Annotated in this window: 23 protein-coding genes and 1 tRNA gene; 5 read left to right on the top strand and 19 right to left on the bottom strand. The window is 53.2% G+C overall.

Features of this window, described 5'->3' with window-relative positions:
• Nucleotides 1–41: 41 nt before the first annotated feature.
• The 3 genes from OGY19_RS05145 to actS all read right to left on the bottom strand — a co-directional run bounded on the left by OGY19_RS05145 (nt 42) and on the right by actS (nt 2,288).
• Entirely contained in the window at nt 42–1,211 is a 1,170-nt protein-coding gene (locus OGY19_RS05145) for a tyrosine-type recombinase/integrase (RefSeq protein WP_115188135.1), read from the bottom strand.
• 164 nt (nt 1,212–1,375) lie between these two features.
• A tRNA-Gly gene (locus OGY19_RS05140) sits at nt 1,376–1,449 on the bottom strand.
• 80 nt (nt 1,450–1,529) lie between these two features.
• A complete protein-coding gene (actS, locus tag OGY19_RS05135; protein WP_048213497.1) occupies nt 1,530–2,288 on the bottom strand; it encodes an amidase activator ActS in 759 nt (252 codons plus the stop codon).
• A gap of 166 nt (nt 2,289–2,454) precedes the next feature.
• On the opposite strand from actS, the gene idi reads away from it, so the two are divergent.
• Nucleotides 2,455–3,003, top strand: a complete 549-nt coding sequence (idi, locus tag OGY19_RS05130; protein ID WP_115601509.1) for an isopentenyl-diphosphate Delta-isomerase — start codon at nt 2,455–2,457, stop codon at nt 3,001–3,003.
• A 96-nt stretch (nt 3,004–3,099) separates the two neighbouring features.
• Here the strand turns inward: idi and lysS are convergent, their stop codons facing one another.
• The 5 genes from lysS to xerD form a co-directional block, all read right to left on the bottom strand.
• Nucleotides 3,100–4,617: a lysine--tRNA ligase gene (gene lysS / locus OGY19_RS05125; protein ID WP_003026911.1), complete on the bottom strand. Its 1,518-nt coding sequence runs from the start codon at nt 4,615–4,617 to the stop codon at nt 3,100–3,102.
• 9 nt (nt 4,618–4,626) lie between these two features.
• A protein-coding gene (gene prfB / locus OGY19_RS05120; protein ID WP_096878465.1) for a peptide chain release factor 2 occupies nt 4,627–5,725 on the bottom strand; the annotation gives its coding sequence in 2 pieces (ribosomal slippage) (nt 4,627–5,649 and nt 5,651–5,725; 1,098 coding nt in all).
• A 217-nt stretch (nt 5,726–5,942) separates the two neighbouring features.
• Nucleotides 5,943–7,676, bottom strand: coding sequence for a single-stranded-DNA-specific exonuclease RecJ (recJ, locus tag OGY19_RS05115; RefSeq protein WP_115601508.1), 1,734 nt, complete (start codon nt 7,674–7,676; stop codon nt 5,943–5,945).
• A gap of 5 nt (nt 7,677–7,681) precedes the next feature.
• Entirely contained in the window at nt 7,682–8,395 is a 714-nt protein-coding gene (gene dsbC, locus OGY19_RS05110) for a bifunctional protein-disulfide isomerase/oxidoreductase DsbC (RefSeq protein WP_101742745.1), read from the bottom strand.
• Nucleotides 8,396–8,418: 23 nt separating this feature from the next.
• Nucleotides 8,419–9,315 carry a site-specific tyrosine recombinase XerD gene (xerD, locus tag OGY19_RS05105; protein WP_115601507.1) on the bottom strand — a complete coding sequence of 299 codons (897 nt, stop codon included), beginning with the start codon at nt 9,313–9,315 and terminating at the stop codon, nt 8,419–8,421.
• 113 nt (nt 9,316–9,428) lie between these two features.
• Here xerD and fldB point away from each other — a divergent pair, with 113 nt between their 5' ends.
• Nucleotides 9,429–9,950 carry a flavodoxin FldB gene (fldB, locus tag OGY19_RS05100; protein WP_048213164.1) on the top strand — a complete coding sequence of 174 codons (522 nt, stop codon included), beginning with the start codon at nt 9,429–9,431 and terminating at the stop codon, nt 9,948–9,950.
• Between the two features lie 91 nt (nt 9,951–10,041).
• Here the strand turns inward: fldB and OGY19_RS05095 are convergent, their stop codons facing one another.
• Nucleotides 10,042–10,449: a protein YgfX gene (locus OGY19_RS05095; protein WP_048213165.1), complete on the bottom strand. Its 408-nt coding sequence runs from the start codon at nt 10,447–10,449 to the stop codon at nt 10,042–10,044.
• Entirely contained in the window at nt 10,430–10,696 is a 267-nt protein-coding gene (gene sdhE, locus OGY19_RS05090) for an FAD assembly factor SdhE (protein ID WP_005123351.1), read from the bottom strand. Before sdhE ends, OGY19_RS05095 begins: the two co-directional genes overlap by 20 nt.
• Nucleotides 10,697–10,951: 255 nt before the next feature.
• On the opposite strand from sdhE, the gene ygfZ reads away from it, so the two are divergent.
• Nucleotides 10,952–11,932 (top strand): tRNA-modifying protein YgfZ, encoded by a 981-nt coding sequence (gene ygfZ, locus OGY19_RS05085; protein ID WP_115601506.1) that lies wholly within the window; start codon nt 10,952–10,954, stop codon nt 11,930–11,932.
• 90 nt (nt 11,933–12,022) lie between these two features.
• Here ygfZ and trhA read toward each other — a convergent pair whose 3' ends face one another.
• Complete coding sequence (gene trhA / locus OGY19_RS05080; RefSeq protein WP_003026947.1) at nt 12,023–12,682, bottom strand: PAQR family membrane homeostasis protein TrhA; 660 nt, start codon at nt 12,680–12,682, stop codon at nt 12,023–12,025.
• A 163-nt stretch (nt 12,683–12,845) separates the two neighbouring features.
• Nucleotides 12,846–13,157 (bottom strand): N(4)-acetylcytidine aminohydrolase, encoded by a 312-nt coding sequence (yqfB, locus tag OGY19_RS05075; protein ID WP_048213167.1) that lies wholly within the window; start codon nt 13,155–13,157, stop codon nt 12,846–12,848.
• A gap of 52 nt (nt 13,158–13,209) precedes the next feature.
• Here yqfB and OGY19_RS05070 point away from each other — a divergent pair, with 52 nt between their 5' ends.
• Together OGY19_RS05070 and bglA are read left to right on the top strand one after the other, a co-directional pair.
• On the top strand, nt 13,210–13,938 hold the full coding sequence (locus OGY19_RS05070; protein WP_061068520.1) for a MurR/RpiR family transcriptional regulator: 729 nt from the start codon (nt 13,210–13,212) through the stop codon (nt 13,936–13,938).
• A gap of 120 nt (nt 13,939–14,058) precedes the next feature.
• Nucleotides 14,059–15,492, top strand: coding sequence for a 6-phospho-beta-glucosidase BglA (gene bglA / locus OGY19_RS05065; RefSeq protein ID WP_286596248.1), 1,434 nt, complete (start codon nt 14,059–14,061; stop codon nt 15,490–15,492).
• A gap of 94 nt (nt 15,493–15,586) precedes the next feature.
• Here the strand turns inward: bglA and OGY19_RS05060 are convergent, their stop codons facing one another.
• From OGY19_RS05060 to pepP, 7 genes are all read right to left on the bottom strand, one after another.
• Complete coding sequence (locus tag OGY19_RS05060; protein ID WP_115601504.1) at nt 15,587–16,330, bottom strand: SDR family oxidoreductase; 744 nt, start codon at nt 16,328–16,330, stop codon at nt 15,587–15,589.
• Between the two features lie 61 nt (nt 16,331–16,391).
• Complete coding sequence (gcvP, locus tag OGY19_RS05055; protein ID WP_115601503.1) at nt 16,392–19,265, bottom strand: aminomethyl-transferring glycine dehydrogenase; 2,874 nt, start codon at nt 19,263–19,265, stop codon at nt 16,392–16,394.
• A gap of 177 nt (nt 19,266–19,442) precedes the next feature.
• On the bottom strand, nt 19,443–19,832 hold the full coding sequence (gene gcvH / locus OGY19_RS05050) for a glycine cleavage system protein GcvH (RefSeq protein ID WP_005123344.1): 390 nt from the start codon (nt 19,830–19,832) through the stop codon (nt 19,443–19,445).
• 25 nt (nt 19,833–19,857) lie between these two features.
• On the bottom strand, nt 19,858–20,952 hold the full coding sequence (gene gcvT, locus OGY19_RS05045; protein WP_101742751.1) for a glycine cleavage system aminomethyltransferase GcvT: 1,095 nt from the start codon (nt 20,950–20,952) through the stop codon (nt 19,858–19,860).
• A gap of 452 nt (nt 20,953–21,404) precedes the next feature.
• Nucleotides 21,405–22,607, bottom strand: coding sequence for an FAD-dependent 2-octaprenylphenol hydroxylase (ubiI, locus tag OGY19_RS05040; RefSeq protein WP_086523440.1), 1,203 nt, complete (start codon nt 22,605–22,607; stop codon nt 21,405–21,407).
• Nucleotides 22,608–22,722: 115 nt separating this feature from the next.
• Nucleotides 22,723–23,901, bottom strand: a complete 1,179-nt coding sequence (gene ubiH, locus OGY19_RS05035) for a 2-octaprenyl-6-methoxyphenyl hydroxylase (RefSeq protein WP_101742753.1) — start codon at nt 23,899–23,901, stop codon at nt 22,723–22,725.
• On the bottom strand, nt 23,898–25,223 hold the full coding sequence (gene pepP / locus OGY19_RS05030; protein ID WP_286596247.1) for a Xaa-Pro aminopeptidase: 1,326 nt from the start codon (nt 25,221–25,223) through the stop codon (nt 23,898–23,900). Before pepP ends, ubiH begins: the two co-directional genes overlap by 4 nt.
• Nucleotides 25,224–25,234 lie beyond the last annotated feature (11 nt).

Here is a 25,234-nt window from a genome sequence, read left to right as displayed (position 1 = left end):
CTTCATTCATTGCGAGTTGAAGCAGGTTGCAATTAGTTCTGTCAATTATTAATGATCAAATCTCCATACCACTGCATCATCTCCCTCCTACCCTCCAGATATTGAGCATGGTTATACGTCCCACGAATTGAGTTCTTATCGACGTGAGCCAGCTGTAGCTCGATCCAGGCCGAGTTAAATCCCTGCTCATGCAAAATGGTACTCATCGTGTGGCGGAATCCATGCCCAGTAACGCGTCCTGCATAGCCGATGCGCCTTACCAACACAGTCAATGCCATATCACTCATCGGTTTCTTTGGATTATTACGTCCTGGGAACAGCAACGTTCCCGCTCCCGTCATGGGTTTAAGCTGATTAAGCAAGTCAATTGCCTGGCTTGATAACGGAACCAGATGAGGGCGGCGCATTTTCATGCGCTCTGCTGGCACGTTCCAAACCTTCCGCTCAAAATCAAACTCCTGCCACTCCGCTTGCCTCAATTCCCCAGGCCTTACTCCAGTCAAAATAAGTAATTGCATCGCTATTTTAACAAGTACACTACCTGCGTAGGTGTTCAGAGTTTGAAGAAACTCTGGCAATTCATCCTGGGTCAAAAAAGCATAGTGCTCTTTCTCATGGGGAGCTACTGCGCTGGCTAGATCAGGAGCTGGATTGTACTCAGCCCTGCCAGTCACAACGGCATACTTCCAGACCTCTCCACAACGCTGGCGAACCTTACGGACCTTCTCAGTTGCTCCTCGAACTTCTATCTTTGAAAGAACAGCAAGCAACTCCATCGGTTTGATATCTTTGATTGGCCGGTGACCGATATAAGGGAACACATCCTTTTCAAAGGTTCTCAACATTTCTTCGCGGTAGGAGACAGACCAGCGGTCATAGCGACGCTGATACCACTCCCGCGTGATAGCCTCAAAAGAGTTTTCTGCATCTTGTTGACGACTAAGTTTCTCAATTTTCCGTTCAAGAGAAGGATCGTTGCCAGCCGCTAATGTCCTTTTTGCATCCTCACGCTTATTTCTGGCTTCAGCTAAAGAAACATCGGGGTAAACGCCAATAGCGAGCAGCTTCTCTTTACCTAGCGAACGGTATTTGAGACGCCAGTATCTTTTACCGTTGGGATTAACCAGCAGGTAAAGACCACCACCATCAGCGAGTTTGTAGGGCTTATCTTTAGGTTTTGCAGTTTCAACCTGACGAGCTGTCAGCTTCATTGGGGGTACCTCTCAGCAGGGGGTACAATTATACCCCCATCCATACCCCCACATTGAGCTTGACCCTGGGGGAGTACAATTGAGTTCAATAGACTAATAGAATGCTATAACTGCTGATTTATCAAGGGAAAATTGAGTTTGGTAGACTTCAGAAGACTTGAGTTTGGAGCGGGCGAAGGGAATCGAACCCTCGTATAGAGCTTGGGAAGCTCTCGTTCTACCATTGAACTACGCCCGCGAAGAGGTGCGTGGGCCATTATAGACCTTACGCACCCTCTGACAAGCCCAAACTATGCTAACTGCTGATAAAATAGCCTGTTAGCACTTAGGTTTACTCCCCTGCGGCGGTAAATAACGTAGCGGATCAATCGCCGTTGCGCGATAGCGAATCTGGAAGTGCAGGCGTACAGATGCCGCATCAGTGCTACCCATGGTGGCAATTTTCTGCCCGGCCTTCACGCTCTGCCCGTTGTTCACCAGTAGCGTATCATTATGCGCATAAGCGGTAATGTAATCCTCACTGTGCTTAATCATGATGAGGTTGCCATAGCCCCGCAGCTGGTTGCCGACATAAACTACCTTCCCTGCTCCCGCCGCATAAACCGGTGTGCCGCGCGCAGCTGAGATATCAATACCCTTGTTGCCGCCATCCGCCGTTGAATAAGGCAGGATCACTTTACCGCTGGCAGGCCACAACCAGCAGCGTTGCCCCACCGGCGGCCAGGATGACTGCGGCACGGATGAAGATGGTCTGACAGTTGCCGTTTTAGTCGAGGATTTCTTGGTTGTTTTGCCAGAGCTTGAACTGGTTTTCGCGCCGCCGCTGACCTTCAGCCTTTGCCCTACTTCGATGGTATAGGGTGGTGAAATGTTATTCAGACGGGCAATCTCTTTCACGCTGGTGCCGGTGGCGCGCGAAATACGGTATAGCGTATCTCCCCGCTTCACGGTATACACGGAGCCGGAATAACTTCCTGTATCAGACGACTTACTCCCGGAACAGCCCGCTAACAGCAGACCGGCACACAGCAGCATCACGATACCCAAGCCATTTTTCTTCAGGCGTCCTGCACTCAAAACAATACCTCGCAACATTTTCAGACGCTTTATCATAGCAGCCAGAAACCGGATGCCAAATCATATCGCGTAACGAAGCGTCGGCTCTGGCATTTCACACCCTCTGTTAATCAATATGACTTAATTAAGCATATAATGTAGGCGCTTAAGATTGAGGGTGGACGCAATGCGACAGGAACATGTCATTTTATTGAACGAACAGGGCCAACCCTGTGGAACGCTGGAAAAGTATGCGGCGCATACCGCCACAACGCCCCTGCACTCCGCTTTCTCATGCTGGATATTTAACGAGCAGGGTCAACTACTGGTCACCCGCCGGTCGCTGCATAAAAAAGCCTGGCCGGGTGTCTGGACAAACTCGGTGTGCGGTCATCCACAATCAGGGGAAACAACTGAAGACGCCATTATCCGTCGCGCCCGCTTCGAGCTGGGAGCTGACATTCGCGCACTCACGCCCGTATACGCTGATTTTCGCTATTGTGCCGCAGATCCCAGTGGAATTGTGGAAAATGAAGTTTGTCCGGTATACGCCGCACAGCTAATCAGCACGCTGCAGCCGAACGCGGAGGAAGTGATGGATTATCGGTGGAGCAATCTTGAGGATGTGTTATGCGGGATTGACGTTACACCGTGGGCCTTCAGCCCGTGGATGGTAATGCAGGTTTCAGACGATAAGGCGCGAAAATTGTTGCGCGCATTTTCCAGCGGTCATTAATTGCCGGATGACAACGCAAACGCGTTTTATCCGGCCTACGAATCGTCTTCCGCGTAGGCCGGATAAGGCATCAGCCGCCATCCGGCAGTTCACATCTTACTTAACCGGACGCATTGCCGGGAACAGGATCACGTCGCGGATGGTGTGGCTGTTAGTGAACAGCATAACCATACGGTCGATACCAATACCCAGGCCCGCAGTCGGCGGCAGACCGTGTTCCAGAGCGGTAACGTAGTCTTCGTCGTAGAACATCGCTTCGTCATCACCCGCATCTTTGGCGTTAACCTGATCCTGGAAACGCTGCGCCTGATCTTCGGCATCGTTCAGCTCGCTGAAGCCGTTACCGATTTCACGTCCGCCGATGAAGAATTCGAAGCGATCGGTGATTTCCGGGTTTTCGTCATTACGACGCGCCAGCGGAGAAACTTCTGCCGGGTACTCGGTAATGAAGGTCGGTTGAATCAGGTGCGCTTCTGCAACTTCTTCAAAGATCTCGGTCACGATACGACCCAGACCCCAGCTCTTCTCAACTTTGATGCCGATAGATTCAGCAATCGCTTTTGCAGAGTCGAAGTTATCCAGATCGGCCATGTTGGTTTCCGGACGGTATTTCTGAATCGCTTCGCGCATGGTCAGTTTTTCGAACGGCTTACCGAAGTCGAAGACTTCTTCACCGTAAGGCACTTCAGTCGTTCCCAGAACGTTCTGCGCCAACGTACGGAACAGAGATTCGGTCAGTTCGATCAGATCTTTGTAGTCCGCATAAGCCATGTAGAGTTCCATCATGGTGAACTCTGGGTTATGGCGAACAGAGATGCCTTCGTTACGGAAGTTACGGTTAATTTCGAATACGCGTTCGAAGCCGCCAACCACCAGACGCTTGAGGTACAGTTCCGGCGCAATACGCAGGTACATGTCCAGATCCAGCGCGTTATGATGGGTGATAAACGGACGCGCTGCCGCACCGCCTGGGATCACCTGCATCATCGGGGTTTCTACTTCCATAAAGCCGCGAGCAACCATGAACTGACGGATGCCCGCCATGATCTGTGAACGCACTTTAAAGGTGTTGCGGGATTCATCATTAGAGATGAGATCCAGGTAACGCTGGCGGTAACGCGCTTCCTGATCCTGCAGGCCGTGGAATTTATCCGGCAGCGGACGCAGGGCTTTGGTCAGCAGACGCAGCTCGGTACAATGGATGGACAGTTCGCCGGTTTTGGTCTTAAACAACTTACCTTTCGCGCCGAGGATATCGCCCAGATCCCATTTCTTGAACTGCTCGTTGTAGACGCCTTCCGGCAGATCGTCGCGCGCAACGTACAGCTGAATACGGCCGCCCACGTCCTGCAGCGTAACGAATGATGCTTTACCCATAATACGACGGGTCATCATACGGCCAGCAACGGATACCTCAATGTTCAGCGCTTCCAGCTCTTCGTTTTCTTTTGCGTCGAAGTCAGCATGCAGTTGGTCTGAGGTATGATCGCGACGGAAATCGTTCGGGAACGGGATCCCCTGCTCACGCAGGCTCGCCAGCTTCTCACGACGCGTTTTCAGTTCATTGTTAAGGTCGGCTACCGCGTCAGCGCCCTGTACGTGTTGTTCAGACATGTTGGTTCCTCATAACCCTGCTTTCAAACTTGCTTCGATAAATTGATCCAGGCTGCCATCCAGCACCGCCTGCGTGTTACGGGTTTCAACCCCGGTACGCAGATCTTTGATGCGGGAGTCATCAAGGACATAAGAACGAATCTGGCTACCCCAGCCGATATCTGACTTGGTGTCTTCCATCGCCTGTTTCTCGGCATTCTTCTTCTGCATTTCCAGTTCATAAAGCTTCGCTTTCATCTGCTTCATGGCCTGGTCTTTGTTCTTGTGCTGGGAACGGTCGTTCTGACACTGCGTCACAATCCCGGTCGGGATGTGGGTAATACGCACCGCAGATTCCGTACGGTTAACGTGCTGACCGCCTGCACCGGAGGCACGGTAAACGTCAATACGCAGGTCCGCCGGGTTGATATCGATATCAATATCATCGTCAACTTCCGGATAAACAAACGCCGAACTGAACGACGTATGGCGACGTCCGCCGGAGTCGAACGGACTCTTACGAACCAGACGGTGTACGCCGGTTTCAGTACGCAGCCAACCGTAAGCATACTCGCCAGCAATTCTGATGGTCACGGATTTAATACCCGCCACTTCACCTTCAGACTCTTCAATAATTTCGGTCTTAAAGCCGCGCGCTTCAGCCCAACGCAGATACATACGCATCAGCATGCTGGCCCAATCCTGCGCTTCGGTACCGCCGGAACCCGCCTGGATATCGAGATAGCAATCTGCGCTGTCATATTCACCGGAGAACATACGACGGAATTCCAGCTGGGCCAGCTTATCTTCCAGCGTATCGAGTTCTGCTACGGCTTCGTTAAAGGTTTCTTCGTCATCGGCTTCTACAGCCAGTTCCAACAGGCCGGAGACATCTTCCAGGCCCTGGCTCATCTGATCGAGCGTATCAACGATGGCCTCAAGGGAAGAACGTTCTTTACCCAGCGCCTGTGCACGTTCGGGTTCGTTCCACACGTCCGGCTGTTCCAGCTCGGCGTTTACTTCTTCCAGACGCTCTTTCTTGGCATCATAGTCAAAGATACCCCCTAAGAACGTCCGAGCGTTCCGTGAGGTCCTGAATGCGGTTATTTACCGGATTAATTTCAAACATGGTCTGATTTCTTTTATTGAACGAGTCAAAATGCGGTTATAAGAGCGGGATTGTAACCAATCCACACCCTTTTTTATAGCGAATATACACGTCATCCTTCAAGCTGACTCTTTGTTGGCTGCGCGAATTCACCCCAGTCACGTACTCGTTGTACGCTCCTGGGGACTCATTCACTTGCCGCCTCGATGCAGCTTGAATGATTATGTGTATTGTGACGCTAAAGTGGCCAGATATTATCGATTATAATCTGCAGGCTGCGGTTACCGCGAAACTCGTTAATATCCAGTTTGTATGCAAGCTGAACTTCGCGAACACCGTTATCCGGCCAGCATGTGGTATCGACATTAAACGCAATTCCGTCCAGCAGTGGGCCGCCGCCAACAGGCTCCACCATCACCTTCAGATGACGCTCACCGACCAGGCGCTGCTGAAGCAGGCGGAAATGCCCGTCAAACAGCGGCTCCGGGAACATTTGTCCCCACGGGCCGGCATCGCGCAGCATTTGCGCGACCTCCATGGTCATCTCTGCCACACTCAGCGGACCATCAGAGACTACCTCACCCTGTAATAAAGCGGGGTCAAGCCATTCTGTTACCAGTTCGCCAAAACGCTGCTGGAAATGCTCAAACTGCGCTTCTTCCAGCGACAGACCTGCTGCCATCGCATGTCCACCAAACTTAATGATCATGCCGGGATAAAGCGTATCCAGACGCTCCAGCACATCACGCATATGCAGTCCCTGGATCGAACGTCCGGAGCCTTTCAGCGTACCGTCACCGGCAGGCGCAAACGCAATCACCGGACGATGGAAGCGCTCTTTGATGCGCGACGCCAGAATCCCCACCACGCCCTGATGCCACTCTGGGTGGTACATTGCCAGGCCGCCTGGGAGTGTGTCACTACTGCGTTCCAGCTTTTCACACAGGGTCAGTGCTTCTGCCTGCATCCCCTGTTCAATCTCTTTTCGTGTCTGGTTTAGCGCGTCCAGCTCATTGGCCAGCACGCGCGCTTCACCAATGTTGTCACACAGTAGCAGCGCCACGCCGACGGACATATCATCCAGACGACCTGCCGCGTTCAGCCGAGGGCCAAGCGCAAAACCTAAATCACTGGCGGCCAGTTTGAGCGGGTCACGATTGGAAATCTCCAGTAGCGCCTTAATGCCAGGGCGGCACTTTCCAGCACGAATGCGGCTTAAACCTTGCCACGTCAGGATACGGTTATTGGCATCCAGCGGCACCACGTCTGCTACTGTGCCCAAAGCAACCAGATCAAGCAAATCTGCCAGGTTCGGCGGCGCGATACCACGTTCATCAAACCAGCCTTTATCACGCAAAAAGGTGCGCAGCGCCAGCATCAGGTAGAAGGCCACACCAACGCCTGCCAGCGATTTCGACGGGAATTCACAGTCGGGCAGGTTAGGGTTGATGATCGCCTCTGCGCCCGGCAGCGTGTCACCGGGCAGGTGGTGATCGGTCACAACGACCGGGATCCCCAACGTTCTGGCATGTTCGACTCCCGCGTGAGACGAGATGCCGTTGTCTACGGTGACAATTAGCTGAGCGCCCCGGGCATGGGCCTGATCCACGACTTCCGGGCTTAAACCATAGCCGTCTTCAAAACGATTAGGCACCAGGTAGTCAACGTTGCTGCAGCCCAACGCACGCATTGCCAGGATGCTCAGCGCCGTGCTGGTCGCACCATCGGCATCGAAATCCCCCACCACAATGATGCGGGTTCCTTCGCGAAAGGCGTTATAGAGGATCTCAACCGCTTTTTCGACGCCGTTCAAATGCTGCCACGGCAGCATGCCTTTCACGCTACGCTCAAGCTCCTGCGCGCTGCGCACGCCGCGACTGGCGTACAAACGACGCAGCAGCGGCGGCAAGTCGGCTGGTAGCTCGGCGGTCTCGTCGGCTTCACGCCGACGAAGTTGTATCTGTTGTTTCACGCGAATTATTTACCGCTGGTCTGTTTTTCGTGTGCGTCGAGGAATTCTTTCATCTCTTTCGGCCCCTGATAGCCTGGAACAACATAGCCGTTGCTCAGGACAATCGCCGGTGTGCCACTGACGCCAAACTGCACGCCCAGCGCGTAATGATTCGCGATATCCACATCACAGGTCGCCGCTTTCACGCCCTTGCCCGCCATTGCATCGTCAAAGGCTTTGTTTTTATCTTTTGCACACCAGATTGACTTCATGTCCTGCTCGGCCTGGCTTTCCAGCCCCTGTCGAGGGAAGGCCAGATAACGGACGGTGATCCCTAACGCATTGTAGTCTTTCATCTCTTCATGCAACTTGTGGCAGTAACCACAGGTGATGTCGGTGAAAACGGTGATGACGTGTTTTTCCTGCGGCGCTTTGTAAACGATCATCTCTTTTTCCAGCGCATTCAGATGCTTCATCAGCAATTGATTAGTGACATTCACCGGACTTGCGCCACTTACGTCATACATCGGCCCCTGAATAATATGCTTGCCGTCTTCAGTCACGTACAGCACACCGCTATTGGTCAGTACGGTTTTCATGCCCGCAACCGGAGCAGGTTGAATTTCGGTGCTCTGCACGCCCAGCTTCGCTAATGACTGGCGAATAGCTGCATCGTCTGCATGCACCATGCCTGAAAACGCTGTAGCCAGCAGGGTGAGCATCATAAAACGTTTCTTCATAACCTATCCTTTACTGTCAGCACTCACGCTCGTGGGTGATGCTGTTGATGTAGTTGACGCAAGCGCTCCGTTGCGACATGTGTATAAATCTGCGTAGTCGAGAGATCGCTATGCCCCAGCAGCATCTGCACCACGCGCAGGTCAGCGCCGTGATTGAGCAGATGTGTGGCAAAAGCATGCCGCAATACGTGCGGTGACAGTTTCTCGCTGTCGATCCCTGCTAACACAGCATAGTGTTTAATACGATGCCAGAAAGTCTGACGGGTCATCTGCTGCGCACGCTGGCTGGGAAACAGTACGTCAATCGATACGCCGTTGAGCAACCACGGACGACCGTGTTCCAGGTATGTTTCCAGCCAGTACACGGCTTCTTCGCCCAACGGCACAAGCCGCTCTTTGTTGCCTTTACCAATCACCCGCACAACGCCCTGGCGCAGACTAATATCGCTCATCATCAGCCCCACCAACTCTGATACGCGCAACCCCGTAGCGTACAAAACCTCCAGCATCGCTTTGTCGCGTAGCTCAAGCGGTTGGTCAATAAGCGGGGCCTGCAGCAGCCGTTCTACCTGCGCTTCGCTGAGATCTTTTGGCAAACGCTGCGGAAGTTTAGGTGAAGCAAGCGAGGCGCTTGGATCGTCTTCGCGAAATTTTTCGCCGTAAAGATGCTGAAAAAAACGCCGCATGGCACTGAGCAAACGAGCTGAACTGGTGGCTTTATACCCGCCATCCATCCGCTCAGCCAGCAATGCCTGCAAATCATCGCTCTGCGCCGTCGCCAGTGAAATGCCACGATGGTGCAACCATTCAACAAGCATTGTCAGATCGCGACGATACGCACTTAACGTGTTCTCTGCCAGATTTCGTTCCAGCCACAGTGCATCAAGAAACTGCTCGATGCGCGCCAGATCCTGTTCCACTCGCGCCCCTTATTCCACTCTCATTTTTGATGCATTATGCCTCATTGTGCCGGGATTGCGGCGATTCTGTTACACTACCCGCAACGCTACAGCAGAATTGAGATGTTTACGTCATGAACATGGGTCTTTTTTACGGTTCCAGCACCTGCTACACCGAAATGGCAGCAGAAAAAATCCGCGATATCCTGGGTCCCGAACTGGTGACACTGCACAATCTCAAGGATGATTCCCCGGCTCTAATGGAGCAGTATGACGTGCTCATTTTGGGTATTCCAACCTGGGATTTCGGTGAAATTCAGGAAGACTGGGAAGCGGTCTGGGATCAACTGGACAACCTCAACCTGGAAGGCAAGATTGTCGCGCTTTACGGCATGGGCGATCAACTGGGGTACGGTGAGTGGTTCCTTGATGCACTGGGTATGCTGCATGATAAACTGGTCACCAAAGGCGTTAAGTTTGTCGGTTACTGGCCAACAGAAGGTTATGAATTCACCAGTGATAAACCCGTGATTGCCGATGGGCAGTTGTTTGTCGGTTTAGCTCTGGATGAAACGAACCAGTACGACCTCAGCGATGAACGTATCCAGGCATGGTGTGAGCAAATTCTCGGTGAAATGGCCGAACACTGGTCCTGATAGCCAGTTTGCCGGATGACGGCGTGAATGCCTTCTCCGGCTTACATAGCGCGCTAAACCGTAGCTGCTCGCCATCAGTCATTCGCCGGCGTTAACCCTGCTTTACCTGTTGCAGCATTAACCGCCGCAAATCCCGCCACTCAGCGTCATCCATGCTGTCCGCTGCCAGCCACAAATGCTGACGTTTTCCCGCATCTGAACGCAAACGCAGCATCATGCCCGTTTTAATCATCCAGGGTGCACAAACGATAGACCACTCTTGCCCCTGCCAGCGCAGGCGACCGTCCATTAACAGTCTAATCTCTCCCTGACAAGCGTTAATGCGACGCTGACTGCGTACGCTATCAAACACCACCAGAGAGAGCAGCACCAACCATAATGGGGTGTAGCTCAATGGCCAGGGCATCAATAAAATGAATACCGCAACCAGCCCATGAATGAGCAGAGAGAGCCACTGTGCGCGCCATGAAACGCGTAAATCAGATTGCCACTGGACCACGTTCCCGATTCCGTGTCTGGATGAGTCGCACCATCTGCTCCAACTGCTCATCAGCCGGTTTCCCATGATTCATCAACCAGTTAAATAAGTCTGGATCATCACATTCCAGCAGACGGATAAAGATGCGTTTTTCTTCGTCACTTAAGTTGTCATACTCATGTTCAAAAAACGGCATGATAGAGATGTCCAGTTCACGCATACCGCGGCGGCATGCCCAATGAATACGTGCTTTGTTGTTAATATCCATGTTCTTTTCCCTGTCTCGCGAAAACGAAGTATCCGGCTATTGTAACGTGTTTTTCACGCTCTTTTACGGGAATATCAGTAAACGGAAGCGCGATCGCTAAATAAAACCACATTAAGTCAAAGGGTTCACTTTTTTGGATGTCTCCTCGCAAAGCTTAATATAAGGCACAAACAGGATGTTTAAACCGCTTGCAATAGCCTATAGCTCTTTTACCATTAGTCATTATTATCGCGTTAAGCAAATCAGGACATTATTATGGCTTTTACATCGTTTCCTCCTCGCCAGCCGTGTGCGTCGGCACGTTTGCCTCTGACGCTAATGACGCTCGACGACTGGGCTCTCGCCACCATTACCGGCGTCGACAGTGAAAAGTACATCCAGGGCCAGGTCACCGCTGATGTCAGCCAGATGACCGAACAGCAACACCTGCTGGCAGCTCACTGCGATGCCAAAGGTAAAATGTGGAGCAACCTGCGTCTCTTCCGTCAGGCTGATGGTTTTGCCTGGCTTGAACGCCGTAGCCTGCGTGATGCCCAATTGACCGAACTGAAAAAATACGCCGTCTTCTCGAAGGTCGTGATTGCCCCGGATGACGAGCGAGTCCTGCTGGGCGTAGCGGGCTTCCAGGCGCGCGCGGCGCTAGCCAATCTCTTTAGCGAACTGCCAACCAGCGATAAGCAGGTCGTTACCCACGGCGCTTCCACCCTGCTGTGGTTCGAGCATCCGTCTGAACGCTTCCTGCTGATCGTTGATGTCGCAACAGCTGAGATGATTGCGGAGAAACTGCGTGGCGAAGCAGAATTGAATAACAGCCAACAGTGGCTGGCGCTGGATATCGAAGCGGGTATTCCGGTTATTGATACTGCCAACAGCGCACAGTTTATTCCGCAGGCCACCAATCTGCAGGCATTGGGCGGTATCAGCTTTAAAAAAGGCTGCTATACCGGTCAGGAAATGGTTGCTCGTGCAAAATTCCGCGGCGCCAATAAACGCGCCATGTGGACTCTGGCAGGTGCGGCCAGTCGGGTACCGGAAGCGGGTGAAGACCTGGAGCTGAAAATGGGCGAGAACTGGCGTCGTACCGGCACCGTACTCGCCGCGGTACAGCTGGCTGATGGACAAGTGCTGGTGCAGGTTGTGATGAATAACGACATGGAAGCCGACAGCGTGTTCCGCGTTCGCGACGATGCAAAAACGCTGCATATCGTACCGCTGCCGTATTCGCTGGAAGAGTAAAAGATTAACGCCGGATAGCGCACGCTTATCCGGCCTACAGGCACATTTTGTAGGCCGGATAAGGCGTTAGCCGCCATCCGGCATCAAGGGTTAAGCCTGACCAACGTACAGATAGATTGCCAGGAAGTGGCAAACGCTGCCACCCAGCACAAAGCCATGCCAGATCGCGTGGTTGTAAGGAATGCGCTTACAGACGTAGAAAATAACGCCCAGCGAATACACGACGCCGCCAACGGCCAGCAACGTCACACCACCCGCCGCCAGCTTAACCGCCAGTTGATACACCACTATCAGCGATAGCCAGCCCATTGTCAGGTAGGTCACCAGCGACAGAACCTTAAAGCGGTGCGCAATAGTCAGTTTGAATAAAATACCGATTAGCGCCAGGCTCCAGATAACAATCATCAGTCCGCGTGCCAGCGGCGAATCCAGCCCCACCAGCAGAAATGGCGTGTAGGTCCCGGCAATCAGCAGATAAATCGCGCAGTGGTCGAATTTTTTCAGCCAGACTTTCGCTCTCTGATGGGGGATCGCATGATACAAGGTTGAGGCAAGGAACAGCAGGATCATGCTGCCGCCGTACAGGCTATAGCTGGTAATAGCCATGGCGCTGGCGTTGGTATCCACTGCCTGAACCAGTAACAGCACCAGTCCGACAATCCCAAACACCAGCCCGATACCGTGACTGATGCTATTGGCTATTTCCTCTGCCAGCGAATATCCCTGCGCGATTAATGGCTTCTGAACCATAAGTTACTCCCCAGAAACGAACACTTTCGTTATTGCGCCTCTAGCGTAACTGAGAATGGTTCCAGTGAACACATGTTAGCTAAAATATTTATCAAATAATAAATAATTAATAAAAATCATATAATTGCATTTTATATTTCAGCTAACAGCTGTACCTGTAAAGTTAAAGGCATTTAAAATCAATCACATAAAATTGCGTTTGATCCGGGTAAATCTCGGCGATCACCTGTTTAAGCTCATCGAGCGCCATGTTTTCCTGCTGGGCATGTTTTTCCGTTAGCGTATCCAGCGTAACCGTTGAGGTGCCGACAACTTCAATCGTGCAGAAGTAGCCCTCATCTTCAAAGCGTCCAACCCGTAGAATGTCCCCGGCTTTAAAGTGTGATTCGGACTCGTCACGAATGGTGATGGTTTTGCGTCCGGCCAGAATGTCATCCTGGAAACGCTGAAAAAAAGTGATGTCATTTGGCTGCATGTTATTATTCCCTGTAGATAAAGTCTGATGAGTGAGTTTTGCCATTGTGAGTATGTTCTCCCACGCTGCCATCGCCAGTCTCAACAATCTTGAGATGCTGGTCTACAACTATGTCATCAAAAACCGTGACAAAGTCATGTACATGACCATTCGCGAACTGGCTGATGCCGTGGGCGTTTCCACCACCACCGTACTGCGCTTTTGCCGCAAGCTTAAGTGTGAGGGTTACTCAGAATTTCGCTTACGCTTCAAATTATATTTAGAGCAGAATGAACCGCAACAGGCTAATTTCGGTGCCAGCGAAATTATCAGCTTCTTTAAAGGCGTCAATAACGACGAGTTCGATAAACTGCTCGATCAGGCTGTTGATATTATATTATCTTCCGAGCGTATTATATTCGTCGGAGCGGGAACGTCTGGAGCGCTGGCAAAATATGGCGCACGTTTTTTCTCAAACGTCGGTAAATTCAGTAATCACATTGACGATCCTTATTTCCCGGTAACTAACGACATGGCCAGAAACGCGCTGGCGATCGTGCTTTCCGTTTCTGGTGAAACAGAAGAGATCCTGCGCTTTGCCAGCCAGTTCAGTCTGCACAACTGTAAGGTTCTGTCTGTCACCAGCCATGAACACTCTCGCCTGGCGAAACTCGCCGACTTTAATCTCTCCTGGCATGTTCCACAAACACGTATTGCCGGGGTATACGATATAACCACGCAGATCCCCGTTATTTATATTCTGGAATCACTCGGTCGCAAGCTGGCGAAAAGAATAGCGTAAAAAAACACTCTGTTTTTTTGATGTAACAAATCACATTTACGCTATTTTGTTATATCGTGACATTTATCTTTCCTTTGTTAGACTCAAAATCAGATTGTATTAATTTGAGACTGAGCGCAGATGAAAAAACTTACCTTACCAAACGATTTTTTATGGGGCGGCGCGGTGGCGGCGCATCAGGTTGAAGGCGGCTGGAACAAAGGTGGCAAAGGCCCCAGCATTTGCGACGTCCTGACCGGTGGGGCACACGGCGTTCCGCGAGAAATTACTCAGGATGTCGTACCGGGTAAATACTACCCCAACCACGAAGCTGTCGATTTTTACGGTCATTATAAAGAAGACATTAAGCTGTTTGCCGAGATGGGCTTCAAATGCTTCCGTACGTCAATTGCCTGGACCCGCATCTTCCCGGAAGGGGACGAAACCCAGCCAAATGAAGAAGGGTTAAAATTCTACGACGACATGTTTGATGAACTGCTGAAGTACAACATTGAACCGGTCATCACCCTTTCCCACTTCGAAATGCCACTGCATTTGGTTCAACAGTACGGTAGCTGGACCAATCGTAAAGTCGTCGATTTCTTTGTCCGTTTTGCTGAAGTCGTTTTTGAGCGCTACAAGCACAAGGTCAAATACTGGATGACCTTCAATGAGATCAACAACCAGCGTAACTGGCGCGCGCCGCTGTTTGGCTATTGCTGCTCGGGCGTGGTGTATACCGAGCATGAAACCCCGGAAGAGACTATGTACCAGGTGCTGCACCACCAGTTCGTGGCCAGCGCTCTGGCAGTAAAAGCCGCACGTCGCATCAACCCGGAAATGAAAGTCGGCTGCATGCTGGCGATGGTGCCACTGTACCCGTTCGCCTGTAAGCCTGAGGATGTGATGTTCGCGCAGGAATCGATGCGTGAGCGTTACGTTTTCACCGATGTTCAACTGCGCGGTTACTACCCGTCTTATGTGCTAAACGAATGGGAACGCCGTGAATTTAACATCAGGATGGAAGACGGCGACGAGCAAATCCTGCGCGAAGGCACCTGTGACTATCTCGGTTTCAGCTACTACATGACCAACGCCGTTAAAGCGGAAGGTGGCAGCGGTGATGCGATTTCCGGCTTTGAGGGTAGCGTACCGAACCCGCACGTCAAAGCATCCGACTGGGGCTGGCAGATTGACCCCGTCGGTCTGCGCTATGCCTTATGTGAGCTGTATGAACGCTACCAGAAGCCGCTGTTTATCGTTGAAAACGGGTTTGGCGCTTATGACAAAGTAGAAGAAGACGGCAGCATCAACGACGACTATCGCATCGACTATCTGCGCGCTCACGTCGAAGAAATGATGAAAGCAGTAACGTATGATGGCGTAGACCTGATGGGCTACACGCCGTGGGGCTGCATCGACTGCGTGTCATTCACCACCGGCCAGTACAGCAAACGGTATGGCTTTATCTATGTGAATAAACACGACGACGGCACCGGCGATATGTCACGTTCACGGAAGAAGAGTTTTGACTGGTACAAAGAGGTGATTGCCAGCAACGGCGAGAATCTGTAATTTTTTGCCGGATGGCGGCGTAAACGCCTTATCCAGCCTACAGGTTATACTCCCGTAGGCTGGATAAACGCAGCGCCATCCGGCAATCAAGTCCCTACTTCCCGCCCGCCAGTTCCAGAAAACTGCCCGTTACGTAAGATGCCTTCTCGCTCAGTAGCCAGGTAATTGCCTGCGCGACTTCTTCCGGCTGCCCGCCACGCTGCATAGGCAACATAGATTTCACGCGATCGACTCTTCCCGGCTCGCCGCCTGACGCATGCATTTCAGTGTAGATAAGACCCGGTCGCACACCGTTCACGCGGATGCCCTGCGCCGCAACCTCCAGCGCCAGGCCGGTGGTGAGCGTGTCCACAGCGCCTTTCGAGGCCGCGTAATCAACATATTCAAATGGCGCACCAAGCCGCGATGCCGCTGAAGAGACATTCACAATCGCCCCGCCCTGACCACCATGCTTGAACGACATGCGCTTTACCGCTTCCCGACAGCACAGAAAATAGCCGGTAACATTGGTCGCCAGAACGCGATTAATGCGTTCGGCGGTTAAGTTTTCGACCGTGCTTTGCTCAAACAAGATCCCGGCATTATTCACCAGGGCTGTCAGCGGCTCGCCTTCACGGTCAATAGACTCAAACATTGCCACCACCTGGCTTTCATCACTGATATCCGCACGCAAAGCAAATGCTTTACCGCCTGCAGCGACGATGTTGTTCACCACCTCGGTTGCCGCACGAATATTGTGATGAAAATTCACGGCGACCGTGTAACCCTCTTGCGCCAGTTGCAGCGCGGTTGCTCGACCAATGCCACGACTGCAGCCCGTCACCAATGCTATAGCCATAACGTTTCTCCCAAAAAATAAAGGCGCCGAAGCGCCTTTAAAAGATAGTTGAATCAGCAGATTACTGATATTTGCTCATCGGTACGCAGGAGCAGAACAGGTTACGGTCACCGTAAACATCATCAAGACGTTTCACGGTTGGCCAGTATTTGTTCGCCACACCCGCCGGGAAGACGGCGATTTCGCGGCTATAACCGTGATTCCACTCCGCTACCAGCTCGTTTTGCGTGTGCGGTGAGTTAACCAGCGGGTTATCTTCCAGTGACCATTCACCGGCTTTCACGCGATCGATCTCAGCGCGGATTGCCAGCATCGCATTGATAAAGCGATCCAGTTCCACTTTGCTTTCAGATTCAGTCGGTTCAACCATCAGGGTACCCGCGACCGGGAATGACATAGTCGGCGCATGGAAACCGTAATCGATTAGGCGCTTGGCAATATCCAGTTCGCTGATGCCGGTCTCTTCTTTCAGTGGGCGAATGTCGAGAATACATTCATGCGCCACGCGACCATCGCGACCGGTATACAGTACCGGATAAGCATCTTTCAGACGGCTGGCAATGTAGTTAGCGTTAAGGATCGCCACCTGGCTTGCCTGCTTCAGACCTTCTGCGCCCATCATACGGATGTACATCCAGCTGATTGGCAAAATGGATGCGCTACCGAACGGCGCTGCAGAAACTGCGCCCTGACGGGTCAGCATCCCTTCAATCTGCACTACGCTGTGGCCCGGTACAAACGGCGCCAGATGTGATTTCACGCCGATCGGTCCCATACCTGGGCCGCCGCCGCCGTGCGGAATGCAGAATGTTTTATGCAGGTTGAGGTGCGAGACATCTGCGCCAATAAAGCCCGGCGTGGTGATCCCAACCTGAGCGTTCATGTTCGCACCATCAAGGTAAACCTGGCCGCCGAACTGGTGCACAACGTCGCACACTTCACGGATCGTTTCTTCATAAACGCCGTGGGTGGATGGGTAGGTCACCATGATGCAAGAAAGGTTGTCGGCATGTTGTTCTGCTTTTGCTCGCAGATCGTCCAGGTCGATGTTGCCGTTCTTATCACAGGCGACAACCACGACCTGCATACCCGCCATCTGTGCAGATGCCGGGTTAGTACCGTGGGCAGAGGCCGGGATCAGGCAGATATCGCGATGACCTTCGTTACGGCTTTCGTGATAATGACGAATCGCCAGCAGACCCGCATACTCGCCCTGCGCGCCGGAGTTCGGCTGCATGCAGACGGCATCATAACCGGTCAGTTTTACCAGCCACTCGGAAAGCTGGCCGATCATCTGGTGATAACCTTCAGCCTGCTCTGGCGGGCAGAACGGATGCAGCTCAGCGAATTCAGGCCAGGTGATAGGGATCATCTCGGCAGCGGCGTTGAGTTTCATGGTGCAGGAACCCAGCGGGATCATTGCCTGATTCAGCGCCAGATCTTTACGCTCCAGTGAGTGCATGTAGCGCATCATCTCGGTTTCGCTGTGATAGCGGTTGAACACCGGGTGGCTGAGGATCGCATCGTCACGCAGCATGCTTTCCTGAATAGAACGGCTGTCGAGCGCCACGTCTTTATCCAGCGTATCGATGTTCAGAGCGTGACTGTCGCCCAGCAGAACATTGAACAACTGCACCACGTTTTCACGGGTGGTGGTTTCATCGAGCGTAATACCTACCGCGTTATGGATATCGCTACGCAGGTTGATTTCTGCTGCTTCGGCACGCGCCAGCACTGCGGCCTTATCGGCTACTTCAACGCACAGGGTGTCGAAGTAATGCGCATGACGCAGCTTCAATCCTTTCTGTTGCAGACCGGCTGCCAGGATATCAGTCAGGCGGTGGATGCGATTAGCAATGCGTTTCAGGCCAACTGGACCATGATAAACAGCATACAGACTGGCGATGTTGGCCAGCAGGACCTGCGAGGTACAAATGTTGGAGTTCGCTTTCTCGCGGCGGATATGCTGCTCACGAGTCTGCATCGCCATGCGCAGTGCGGTATTGCCCGCCGCATCTTTGGAGACGCCGATAATACGGCCTGGCATGGAGCGTTTGAATTCGTCTTTAGCGGCGAAGAATGCCGCGTGTGGGCCACCGTAACCCATCGGTACGCCGAAGCGTTGTGCAGAACCGAAAACGATATCCGCGCCCTGTTTGCCCGGGGCAGTCAGCAGTACCAGCGCCATAAAGTCGGCAGCGACACTGACCACAACTTTACGGGATTTCAGCTCGCTAATCAGTTTGCTGTAGTCATGCACTTCACCGGTGGTGCCAACCTGCTGCAACAGCACGCCAAACACATCCTGGTGATCCAGTGCTTTCGCCGCGTCATCAACAATCACGTCAAAACCAAAGGTTTGTGCACGGGTACGCACGACGTCCAGCGTTTGCGGATGAACATCAGCCGCAACGAAGAAGCGGTTGGCGTTTTTCAGTTTGCTGACACGTTTGGCCATCGCCATGGCTTCAGCGGCCGCGGTGGCTTCATCCAGCAGAGAAGCGGAAGCCATATCCAGCCCCGTCAGATCCAGTGTGACCTGTTGGAAGTTCAGCAGAGCTTCCAGACGCCCCTGAGAGACTTCCGGCTGATACGGCGTGTATGCGGTGTACCAACCTGGGTTTTCCAGCATGTTGCGCAGGATTACCGGTGGCAGCTGCACGGCGGTGTAGCCCATGCCAATGTAGGACGTGAAGCGCTTGTTACGCCCAGCGATGGCTTTTAATTCAGCCAGCGCAGCGTATTCGGTCGCCGCCTCGCCCACCTGCGGCGGGGTTGCGAGCTGAATGTCTTTCGGCACAATCTGGCCGATCAGCGCGTTTAACGACTCGGCGCCAACCGCATTCAGCATCTCTTGCTGCTGCGCGGCGTCCGGTCCGATGTGGCGTTCAATGAAAGCGCCGCTGTTTTCAAGCTGGCTTAACGTCTGTGTCATGGGCGATGGTTCCTGAAACGTGCAGTGAATCGTAGGTGTCTCTACTTACCTGAATACGCAAAATAATTCGCGTTGCAGGACGGCGGCGACGCAGCACATCCCCAGGAGCTTACATAAGTAAGTGACTGGGGTGAGCGAGGAAGCCAACACACCTGCAACGTGAAGGATGAAGCGTATTTACTCGTCTTCTAACAATGCTTCATATGCGGTCGCATCCAGCAGCGATTCAATTTCGCTTTCATCGCTGGCTTTGATTTTGAAAATCCAGCCACCCGCATATGGCTCGCTGTTGACCAGTTCCGGGGAGTCGCTGAGCGCGTCGTTAACCGCCACAATCTCACCACCTACTGGCGCATAGATATCGGATGCCGCTTTTACGGACTCCGCAACGGCACAATCATCGCCCGCGCTGACGGTTGAGCCAACTTCGGGCAGGTCAACGAAAACCATGTCACCTAACAGCTCCTGAGCGTGTTCGGTGATACCAACGGTGTAAGAACCGTCAGCTTCTTTGCGCAGCCATTCATGTTCTTTGCTGTATTTCAGTTCTGCAGGTACGTTGCTCATCAATCAATCTCCAAAAAAGGATGAATTACGCAACGGCTTTGCCGTTACGCACAAAAACAGGTTTAGTGACTTTAACTGGCATTTCGCGGTTACGAATTTGCACAATCGCCGTGTCGCCGATACCCGCAGGGACACGAGCCAGCGCGATGCTGTAACCCAGGGTTGGGGAGAATGTCCCGCTGGTGATAATGCCTTCCTGCTGGTTGCCGGAAGCATCGGTGAAACGCACCGGCAGCTCATTACGCAGCACGCCTTTCTCGGTCATCACCAGCCCGACCAGCTGTTCGTGGCCTTTTTCACGCTGCATTTCCAACGCTTCACGACCGATAAAGTCGCGGTCAGCCGGTTCCCATGCGATGGTCCAGCCCATGTTAGCTGCCAGCGGAGAAATGCCTTCGTCCATCTCCTGACCGTACAGGTTCATGCCCGCTTCCAGACGCAGCGTGTCACGTGCGCCGAGACCGCAAGGTTTGACACCTGCTTGTACCAGCGCACGCCAGAAATCCGCGGCCTTTTCATTCGGCATGGCAATTTCATATCCCGCTTCGCCGGTATAACCGGTGGTTGCGATAAACAAGTCACCCGCCTGAACGCCGAAGAAAGGTTTCATACTTTCAACTGCATGGCGTTGCTCGTCAGTAAACAGGGTGGCTGCTTTTGCCTGCGCGTTTGGTCCCTGCACCGCGATCAGCGACAGGTCGTCACGAACGGTGATGTCGATAGCGTATGGTTCAGCGTGTTGGGTAATCCAGGAGAGGTCTTTTTCGCGGGTGGCGGAGTTTACAACGAGGCGGAAGAAATCTTCAGTGAAGTAATAGACAATCAGGTCATCTATCACGCCGCCCGAAGCGTTGAGCATACCGGAGTAGAGGGCTTTGCCTGTCTTCGTTAGCTTCGCGACGTCGTTTGCCAGCAGATAACGCAAGAACTCCCGGGTGCGGCTACCGCGCAGGTCGACGATGGTCATATGCGACACATCAAACATACCGGCATCGGTGCGGACAGCATGGTGCTCATCGAGCTGAGAGCCGTAATGCAGCGGCATCATCCAGCCATGGAAATCAACCATGCGCGCGCCACATAGCGTGTGTTGTTCGTACAAAGGAGTCTGTTGAGCCATCTTTTCCTCGTTGAATAAGCGGGGCTATCAACTCTTTCGCGGTGAAATTGTCGCCACGAAACCCAGCACCACAGCCGCTCCAGGGGCTGCGACGCAAACGTTCTCTTTGTCCTGAACTTACCACCGAAACAGACGCTAAACCATAAGGCAAAATTAACCATCACATTAGCTTATGACTAAAAATGACCAGATCGACGACAGCATAAAAAACCAGTAAAATGCCAATACATCAGAACAACAGACATATATAAGCGAAGTTAAGCCGTATCAATCCATATTAAATGTGGAAAAAATGTCAAAAATGGCGTTATGAAAAAAACGTAATATTAAAAAAACTAATGCGAAAAAAGGCGTGGAATTAGATTATTTCAAATGAGAGAACCATCCCGGCGCGCAGGCCGGGAGAGGAAAGTGTGACGGGTTTCAAACTCTTAAGATTGTCCTTACGGACACTAGCGTAGCCACTCAGGAAGATCGTTCAGTCCCATCGCCTGGCGGATGAGTTGCGGTTTTACGCCTGGCAGGGTATCGGCCAGTTTCAGACCAATATCACGCAGCAGTTTTTTAGCCGGATTCTCGCCAGCAAACAGTTCACGGAAACCCTGCATCCCCGCCAGCATCAGCGCTGCGCTGTGCTTACGGCTACGTTCATAACGGCGCAGATAGAGGTACTGACCAATATCTTTGCCCTGACGCTGTAGCCGCTTAAGCTCGTCGATCAGCTCTGCCGCATCCATAAAGCCAAGGTTAACCCCCTGACCCGCCAGCGGGTGGATGGTATGCGCCGCATCACCCACCAGTGCCATACGATGGGCGGCAAACTGGCGGGCATAGCGTCCAGTCAGCGGAAACGTCTGGCGTTCGCTCTCAAGGCTGCACAACCCCAGGCGATTATCAAAAGCGATATTCAGCGCCTGATTGAATTCGTCTACGCTTGCCTGCTGCATACGTTCTGCTTCCTGCGGCGAGAGCGACCAGACGATAGAACACAGGTGTGGATCGCTGAGCGGCAGGAATGCCAGGATACCCTCACCATGAAACGCCTGACGCGCAACCGCACCGTGGGCTTCCTGCGTACGGATAGTCGCCACCAGCGCATGATGGCGGTAATCCCAAAAGGTGAGCGGAATATCCGCTTTGTTGCGCAGCCAGGAGTTAGCACCATCAGCACCGACGACCAGGCGGGCCGTCAACATTGCGCCATCTTTCAGGGTCAGAAATGCCTCGTTCTCACCCCAGGCCACCTGCTGTAATTCAGCGGGTGCCATCAGCGTAATATCCGCTGAACGCTGCGCCTTTTGCCACAGCGCATAATGAATCTCTGAGTTTTCGACAATGTGCCCCAAATGGCTGTAGCCCATGCTCTGGTCATCAAACGCAATACGTCCAAAGCTGTCTTTGTCCCAGACTTCCATGCCGTGGTAGCAGCAAGCGCGACGGGCAACAATGTCGGACCAGACGCCAAGACGGGTCAGCAGTTTTTCGCTGGCGGCATTAATGGCCGAAACACGAAGCTGAGGAGGAGCATCCGCCGCCAAAGGCTGCGGGACATGTTGTTCCAACACCGCAACGCGCAACCCGCTGCCCTGCAAGCCGCAGGCAACCGCCAGTCCCACCATGCCGCCACCCACAATTGCTACATCAACACTTTGCACTGTTTATACCTCGAAACCTGTAATCCGTAGGCCTGATAAGCGCAGCGCCATCAGGCATTTTTGCGGAGACCCTTGCCGGATGGCGGCTTTGCCTTATCCGGCCTACAGGTCATATTTATCGCGCAACCCAACCGAGGGTTCGCTCCGCCAGCGCATCGCGCGCAGGGGTAAATAATTCCATCGCCATCAGCCCGACATTTCGTCCAACAACCAGCGGGGCCCAGCGATTGGCAAACAGATACACCAAATTATTAGTCACGCCAATCGTCGTTTCGCGATCGCGTTCGCGGCGATGCTGATAGCGTGCCAGCACCGCATAATCACCGACATCTTCCCCGCTGTTCTGCGCCTGGGTCAACGTTTCAGCCAGGCTCATCACATCACGCAGACCAAGGTTGAAACCTTGTCCGGCAATGGGGTGCAGCGTCTGGGCTGCGTTCCCTACCAGCACGGTTCGATGGGTAATCGCTTTTTGCGCCGAGGTTAACGAAAGCGGATAGGCGTTGCGTTTACCGGCCTGGGTAATACGTCCCAGTCGCCAGCCAAACGCGGTTTGTAGTTCACGGCAAAACTGTTCGTCGGACCAGGCCATAATCTCATCACGCTTCTCCAGCGGATGACACCACACCAGCGAGCAGCGACCATCAGACATGGGCAGCATTGCCAGCGGGCCATATTGCGTGAAACGTTCAAACGCTCGACCGTCGTGCGGCACAGAGGTTGTGACGTTGGCAATTACCGCCAGTTGCTCATAGGGCTGTTGCTGCCAGTCAACGCCGCAGGCGGTAGCCAGTGCGGAGCGCGTACCGTCGGCGGCCACCAGCAGGCGGCCATCAATCATTTCGCCATTTTCCAGCGTAACTTCCACGCGCTCCTGCGTGCGTGACACGCTGGCTACGCGGTCGGGGCAGTGCAGCGTGACGCCCGGCGCTTTACGCAGTAGCGCAAACAGACGTAGCCCGACATCGTGCAGCTCTACAACTTGCCCCAGCGCAGGAATACGGTATTCCTGCGCATCCAGCGTTACAAATCCGGCATGGCCGCGATCGCTGACGTGAACGGTTTTGATCGCCGTTGCGCAATCGGCAATCGCCTGCCATATGCCAATTCGCGCCAGCTGTTGGCAGGTCCCTGCCGCCAGCGCGATCGCCCGGGCATCAAACCCTGGATGGCGATCGTTGTCAGGCGCGCTTGCTTCTATCAGATGAACTGGCAGCGTCCCATGACTAAGCTGGGAAATGGCCAGCGCCAGCGTCGCGCCGACCATGCCACCACCGACGATAATCACGCTCATTGCAGTCGCGCCGCAGCCATCAGGGCTTCAATGTCATCCGCTTTCTTCACCACGCTGGCGGTCAGGTTTTCATTGCCGTCTTCCGTGATAAGGATGTCATCTTCAATACGAATGCCGATACCACGATAAGCCGGCGGTACATCGGCGTCCGGCGCGATATACAGTCCCGGCTCGACGGTGAGCACCATTCCCGGCTCAAGAATACGTGAGCGGTCCTGACCATAAACGCCGACGTCGTGTACATCCAGACCCAGCCAGTGACTAAGCCCGTGCATGAAGAAAGGTCGGTGTGCATTTTCGGTAATCAGTTGATCGACCTCGCCGTGCAGAATGCCAAGCCTCACCAGGCCGGTAATCATGATACGCACCACTTCGCTGGTGACTTCCTGGATGGATGTCCCGGGACGATACAGGCGCAGGCTGGTCTCTAAGGATTCCAGTACGATGTCGTAGATTTCACGCTGTGCAGGGGTAAATTTGCCATTTACCGGAAAGGTACGCGTAATGTCGCCCGCATAGCCTTTGTATTCACACCCGGCGTCAATCAGCACCAGATCGCCATCGCGCATTTCACTTTCATTTTCGGTGTAATGCAGGATACAGCCGTTTTCGCCGCTGCCGACAATCGTGTTATAGGACGGATAACGCGCACCATGGCGGGTAAACTCGTGGTGAATCTCCCCTTCTAACTGGTATTCAAACATTCCCGGACGGCATTTTCCCATCGCACGGGTATGCGCCAGCGCGGTGATCTCTCCGGCACGGCGCATGACCGCAATTTCTTCCGCTGATTTGAACAGGCGTATTTCATGCACCATTGGACGCCAGTCGATAATCGCGGCAGGCGCGCGCAAATTTTGCCTGGAACCTTTACGCAGTTTATTCAGCGCCGTACACACAATCTCATCTGCCCAGGCATATTCGCCCTGTGCGTGATACACCGCGTCCAGGCCATTGAGTAAAAGGTGTAACTGTTGGTTGATTTCGCTGAAGGCTAGCGCCCGGTCAACGCCGAGTTTTGCCGGTGCGGCATCCTGACCGAGACGGCGGCCAAACCAGATCTCCGCCGTCAGATCGCGAACCCGATTGAACAAAACGCTATGGTTATGAGTGTCATCGCTTTTAATCAGCACCAGCACGGCTTCAGGTTCGTTAAAACCGGTGAAGTACCAGAAATCACTGCTTTGGCGGTACGGGTATTCACTGTCCGCGCTGCGCGTCGCTTCAGGCGCGGCAAAAATCAGCGCGGCGCTGCCGGGCTGCATTTGTGCCAGTAAAGCCTGGCGGCGGCGCTGGAATTCTTGCTGAGATATTTCGCTCATCACACTCTCCT

This window comes from Citrobacter sp. Cy070, from assembly GCF_030332245.1.
In the GTDB taxonomy this organism is placed as follows: domain Bacteria; phylum Pseudomonadota; class Gammaproteobacteria; order Enterobacterales; family Enterobacteriaceae; genus Citrobacter; species Citrobacter youngae.
The sequence above is the reverse complement of the archived record's forward strand: the minus strand, read 5'-3'. Positions and strand labels throughout refer to the sequence as shown.